Origin of the sequence: Aldersonia kunmingensis (genome assembly GCF_001646865.1) — a bacterium.
In the GTDB taxonomy this organism is placed as follows: Bacteria; Actinomycetota; Actinomycetes; order Mycobacteriales; family Mycobacteriaceae; genus Aldersonia; species Aldersonia kunmingensis.
In genome coordinates, this window is sequence record NZ_LRRB01000048.1 from 1 (window position 1) to 5,166 (window position 5,166).

Annotated in this window: 5 protein-coding genes; all 5 read left to right on the forward strand. The window is 64.9% G+C overall.

All coding sequences use genetic code 11. The features are described 5' to 3' along the window. Window positions 1-1,899: bifunctional DNA primase/polymerase (locus A8G08_RS27375; protein ID WP_068270340.1), on the forward strand; the 1,899-nt coding region annotated here is incomplete at its 5' end. A 383-nt stretch (window positions 1,900-2,282) separates the two neighbouring features. After that, entirely contained in the window at window positions 2,283-2,786 is a 504-nt protein-coding gene (locus tag A8G08_RS03775; RefSeq protein WP_068270343.1) for a hypothetical protein, read from the forward strand. After that, window positions 2,783-3,022 carry a hypothetical protein gene (locus A8G08_RS03780; RefSeq protein ID WP_068270346.1) on the forward strand — a complete coding sequence of 80 codons (240 nt, stop codon included), beginning with the start codon at window positions 2,783-2,785 and terminating at the stop codon, window positions 3,020-3,022. Before A8G08_RS03775 ends, A8G08_RS03780 begins: the two co-directional genes overlap by 4 nt. 253 nt (window positions 3,023-3,275) lie before the next feature. Then, entirely contained in the window at window positions 3,276-4,130 is an 855-nt protein-coding gene (locus A8G08_RS03785; protein WP_068270349.1) for a phage major capsid protein, read from the forward strand. 8 nt (window positions 4,131-4,138) lie between these two features. Next, window positions 4,139-4,597, forward strand: coding sequence for a hypothetical protein (locus tag A8G08_RS03790; protein WP_068270351.1), 459 nt, complete (start codon window positions 4,139-4,141; stop codon window positions 4,595-4,597). The last annotated feature ends 569 nt before the right edge of the window (window positions 4,598-5,166 follow it).

Below are 5,166 nucleotides of genomic sequence, written 5' to 3' on the forward strand. Positions count from 1 at the left end.
GACCATGCGGGCATCACGATCCACGCCGAGGTCACCACGCCGCGCGGCGGCACACATTTCTACCTGTCCGGCGACCCGAGGCTACCCAACGTGCACAGCACCCTCGCCGGTCTGCCCGGTGTGGACCTGCTGACCGGTGGGGCATTGGTCCACCTGCCCGGCACCCGCCGCAAACACGGCACCTACACCATCGAGCACGATCACCTCCGGTTCGCGGGCGAGGGTGACGCCGCGATCCTGCTCGCCATCGTCGGCGCGCTGGCACCGACACCAAAGGAAACGAAGACCGTTGCCGAGCAACCTGTTTCGGTTCCCGATCCGGTGGCCGAAGCCTATCTGCGAAAAGCGTTGGAGGAGAGCGTCGCCGAGCTGGCGGCGGCACCCGATGGCACGCGCAACGACACGTTGAACGCGAAGGCGTACCGCATGGGCCGGATATCCGCCGGTCTGCACGCCGACACCGGCCCGGTACGCAATGCGCTGATCGAAGCTTGTATGGCCAACGGCTACGTCGCCGAGGACGGCATGCCTCAGACCCTCGCGACCCTGGAATCCGGGCTGACGTCCGGCCTGCGCGACCCGATCACCCCAAAGTGGCGTGCAACCGAGCCGCAGCCCGAGCCAACCGCCGCAACGCCCGCCGACGACTACGAAACCTTCTGGGGCACACGCGAATCGCTTCGAGCCATCTGGGATTACGGCACAGCGAACATGTGCGCACCGTGGGGGCTGCTCGGCGCGACGATGGTCTACGTGCTCGACAAGGTGCCGTATTCGAAGGCGCTGGAAGGAATGACCGGCGCTGACCTGCCCGGCTCACTGAACCTGTTCCTCGCCCTCGTCGGGGCATCCGGCAACGGCAAGGGGCAATGCGCGGCGCACGCGAAAGCCTATGCGGGCCACACCATGCTCGACCTGAACCCCGGTAGCGGCGAAGGTTTGGCGAAAGGTTTCGTGCGCAGGCTCGGCAAAGGCGAGGACCCGACGCTGCTGGACACGTTCGCCGTCGGCGACGAAATCTATGTGTACCGCCGCCGCAGCGGTGTGGTGAGCGCGTCCGAGGTCGACACGCTCGGCGCGTTGTTCGGCCGCAGCGGTGCCACCTTCGAGGCGCAGTTGCGTTCGGCGTTCATGGGTGAACAGCTCGGTTTCGGGTACGGCGACGAGAACAAGCGCATCTATGTGCCCGCCAACGGCTACCGGCTCGGCATGATCGTCGGTGTGCAACCGGAGCGGTCCGGTGCCCTGCTCGACGGCGAGGCCGGGGGCACACCGCAACGGTTCCTGTGGCTGCCGTCCACCGATGCGCGGCTGAGTCTGGACGCGGTGCCCGAGATTCGGCCGGCGCCGATGACGCAGATGCCGGCCGAATTCTGGAAGACGTTGCCGCGACGGCTGACCCGGCCCGAAGCGATGGCCACCGAGATCGATCGTGCCGCCGAGGCTCGCGCCCGCGGTGAGGTCGCCGCTCTGGACGGGCACCGGTTGTTCGTGCGGGCGAAGGTCGCCGCAGCGTTGATGGTGCTCGACGGCCGGGGCGATCTCGATGCCGAGGACTGGAGTGTGGCCGGGGTGGTGATGGAGGTGTCGGACCGGGAACGCGCCCGGTGTGTGGCGGCGTTGAAGCGGGCCAATGTTGCGATCAGTGAGGCTCGCGGCCGGGCGCAGGGCATCGTCGCCGATGTCTCTGCGGAGACCTTGCACGAGCGGAATGTCGAGCGGGCGGCGAGAACTCTTGCGCGCCATGTGGTGGCCGGTCCGCTGGTTCGTGGCAAGGCTCGTAAGTGCCTGCGTTCGGATCGTCGTTACCTGTTCGGCGAAGCGGTCGCCTTCGCGGTCCGGGCCGGGTGGATCGTCGTGGCCGACGGCAAGCTCGGACAAGGCTCGGTGACCCCGTGAGCGGGGTGGACCGGGGGTGGACGGGGTGGACCGAAAAGTCCACCCTTTCGGGCGTTTCGAGGGGTGGACGGGTGGACGGTCCACCCATGGCCCCCGGAGAGCGTGCCCCCTCGAACGCATTTCCCACGAACAAATACAACATTCAACTAAAAATGTGCATTCGCGCGAGTAGGCGATTTCGCAGCCTCGAAGGGTGGACTTTCGGTCCACCCCCGTCCACCCCCCTCGCTGCGAGGCGGGCAAGGCTACCCCGGCGATGGCACGCAATCTCTTTCGGCGAAGCCGCCTCGAAATCCCCGCGAACACGAGGCGTACCGGCGTGGGACACCTGACAACTCCGGACCGGCACAACGTCGGTGCGGACCAACCGAGAGGAAGCAACCATGATCGAGGCGCACGACCCCCCAGACGGCCCGCAGAGCAACGAACGGACCGACCCCGATGCCGGAAGACCTTCGCCCGGCGAACTCGCTCTGCGCGAAGGCGGGCGGAAGGCTTTGCAAGCCGAACGCGAAGGCCGGAAATCCGCCGAAGCGAAGATTCGCGAACTCTCCGAACAACACACCGCCGAGATCGCGCGGCTTCGCCGCGAAAGCCTCGAAGCCCTCGCGGCCGAAAGATTCAGACTCAGGCTCACCGAAGCCGGTGCCGAGAAGATCGACACGGTGCTCGCGATGATCGATGTCGGCAAGCTGGTTACGACCGGCGAGGATGGCGAGCCGGTCATCGATGATCAGACCATGGCCGATGTCGTGCAATCGGTGACCGAAGATCAACCGCCCGTCGGCCTGGATCTCGGAGTGAGGTCGCACAATCAATTCACCCCGCGCCCGACGGCCGCAGCACAATTCTCCGATCTCGTGCAAGGCAACAGGAGACACCGATGACACCGGCAGACTTCGATCTCCCCGACAACGCACTCAGCCGTGCGTTGGTGGCCTTCTGGGAACGCATGCGGGGCAAAGAACTACCTCCCATGCCCGGCGCTGCCGAGATGACCGAGGTGTATGCCCTGATCGATGCGGGCAAAGCTGACGTGATCGCCGAAGACGTGCACCTGGACGAGAACGGCGAAATCATCCGCACGCGATATCGGACCGGTTGGTTACCCGATCAGGGCTAGAATCGATTGCGACGAGCACGAGCGATTCGGCTCGTCGGCACATATCACGCCATAGCCCCAAAGCAACGCAGGTCCCGGACCGACCATCCGGGACCTGCGTTGTGTCTTCCACCGAAAGCGTCACCGGCGTAAGATCATCGGACAATCCCCGGAGCGCGTGATGCGTTGGCCTTGTGCTGCCATGTGATGTGGCCCGAGCAGACAAGCGTTGTCCAGCAACGCAATTCGATACTGCTCAGCAAAGGTTCACATCATGACTATTCAAACCACCATCGGCACGCCCGGCGCATTTCACCCCGATGTCGTCAGCCTTCCGCCCGCCGATGCGATTCCCGACAGCCTGTTGGTCGCCGCGACCTACCGCGCCGGAATCGTGCAAGGCGACGAACACTATGTGAGAGTGCCCTACGTCCGGCACGACGATCCGCCAGGCTGGATTGCCGAGTCCGCCGAGATACCCGAATCAGACCCGGCCACGAGCGAAATCGTCGTGTCCACCGGCAAGGTGGCCTTGATCGATGCATTGAGTCGCGAGCAGGCGAGCCAACCGATCGGTCTCGAAGTCTTCCGGCAAGCCGCCGCGAAAGAGGTTGCCCAGCGCGCCGACCGCCTGCTGATCTGGTCCCCGGCACCGACCACTGGAAGTTGGCCGCCCGCAGGCCTTCTCGCTCAGCCGCACGCCGAAGGCGGAACAATCGGAACCAACCTCGATGAACTCGCTGATGCCGTTGCGACGGTCGAAAATACCGGTGGCACAGCAAATGTCGTGATCACCTCGCCCGCAGCGTGGGCAACGCTGTCGAAGATCAAAGCCAGCACCGACAGCGCCGCGAGCCTGTTGGGAGCAGGAACCTCTGCCGCCGAACGAACCCTGCTTGGTATCAAGGTAATCGTCAGTGCCGCACTGATTCCCGATGATCCCGACGACCCGCATGCGGTGATCGTCGCCGACACGAACGGCGTGTTGGCCGCGTACGGCGATTTGGAGTACTCGATCTCGGAGCACCTCTTCTTCGGCCGCGATAGCTTGGCCGTACGCACCTCGATTCGCTGCGGTGCTGCACTCGCCGAGCCTGATCGGCTCGTGGAACTGAGCATCGAGGTATAGGTCGATCGATGACCGAGCCAACGACCGAGCCATACGACGAATACGACGACGAGCTACTGATCACGCCGACCGACCTCGAAGGGTTCCTCGACGGTGACGAGACCTACGTCGAAGACGTGCGTGCCATGTGCGAAGACGCCACCGCGACCGCGAAAATCGCGGCACCGCAACTGCGAACAACCGACCTCGACGACCTCGAACGCCGAGCCGTCCGAGCCGTGCTGCGTGCCGCCGTCGTGAGGTGGTTCAACGGGAGCGGTACCGGTTTGACCACTGCCAGTGCTGGACCGTTCGCGGCATCGTTCGACAACAGCAACGAGCGACGCGGTGTGCTGTGGCCTTCGGAAGTGCAAGCGTTGCGGGCAATCAGGCCGCGTCCGACCGTGGGAATGATCGATCTCGCCGGAACGCCATTGCCACCGCTGCCCCGCAGCCAGGACCCGCGATTATGGAACAGTAAACGCTGAAACACCCTGGCGGGGACCCCGAAACCGGCCACGCCGCGACGCTCTCGGCATAGCCGCAAGGCCTCTCCCCCCGGCATAACGAAGGCACCCGCATGCCGCCAGCGAAATACAACGATCGGCGCTACCGCCGAGCCGTCGAGCACTTGAAACGCACCGCCGATCCGGTGTGCTGGATATGCGGGCAGGAGATCGACTTGAGTCTCGACTACCGCGATGCGAACGCATGGACCGCAGACCACATCGCGCCCATGGCCACAGGTGGCGACTTGCTCGGTGAGCTGCGGCCGGCACACCGAGGATGCAACTCGCGGCGCTCGGACGGGCGCAAGCACATCGGCAACGGGCAACGCGGACAGCGGACCGAGCCGACTTCCGCTGAGCAGTTCCCGAATTCGCGCGACTGGCACAACTCCGATCCGTTCGCGCCACAGGTTAGACACGCCCGGAGTGGAATGAGAAACGGATCACATTTTCGGTAGCGATTGAGGCCGAAAATCTTGTTGGCACGTGTTGACGGCGAGCTTCGTCGAGGAGCACTGGAGCGCCCGTTTGCGTCCTGAGGAGTGCCG

Bases quoted from the DNA above. Each gene is read 5' to 3' on its own strand.
- A8G08_RS03775 (WP_068270343.1), top strand. From the start codon at position 2,283: ATGATCGAGGCGCACGACCCCCCAGACGGCCCGCAGAGCAACGAACGG.
- A8G08_RS03780 (WP_068270346.1), top strand. From the start codon at position 2,783: ATGACACCGGCAGACTTCGATCTCCCCGACAACGCACTCAGCCGTGCG.
- A8G08_RS03785 (WP_068270349.1), top strand. From the start codon at position 3,276: ATGACTATTCAAACCACCATCGGCACGCCCGGCGCATTTCACCCCGAT.
- A8G08_RS03790 (WP_068270351.1), top strand. From the start codon at position 4,139: ATGACCGAGCCAACGACCGAGCCATACGACGAATACGACGACGAGCTA.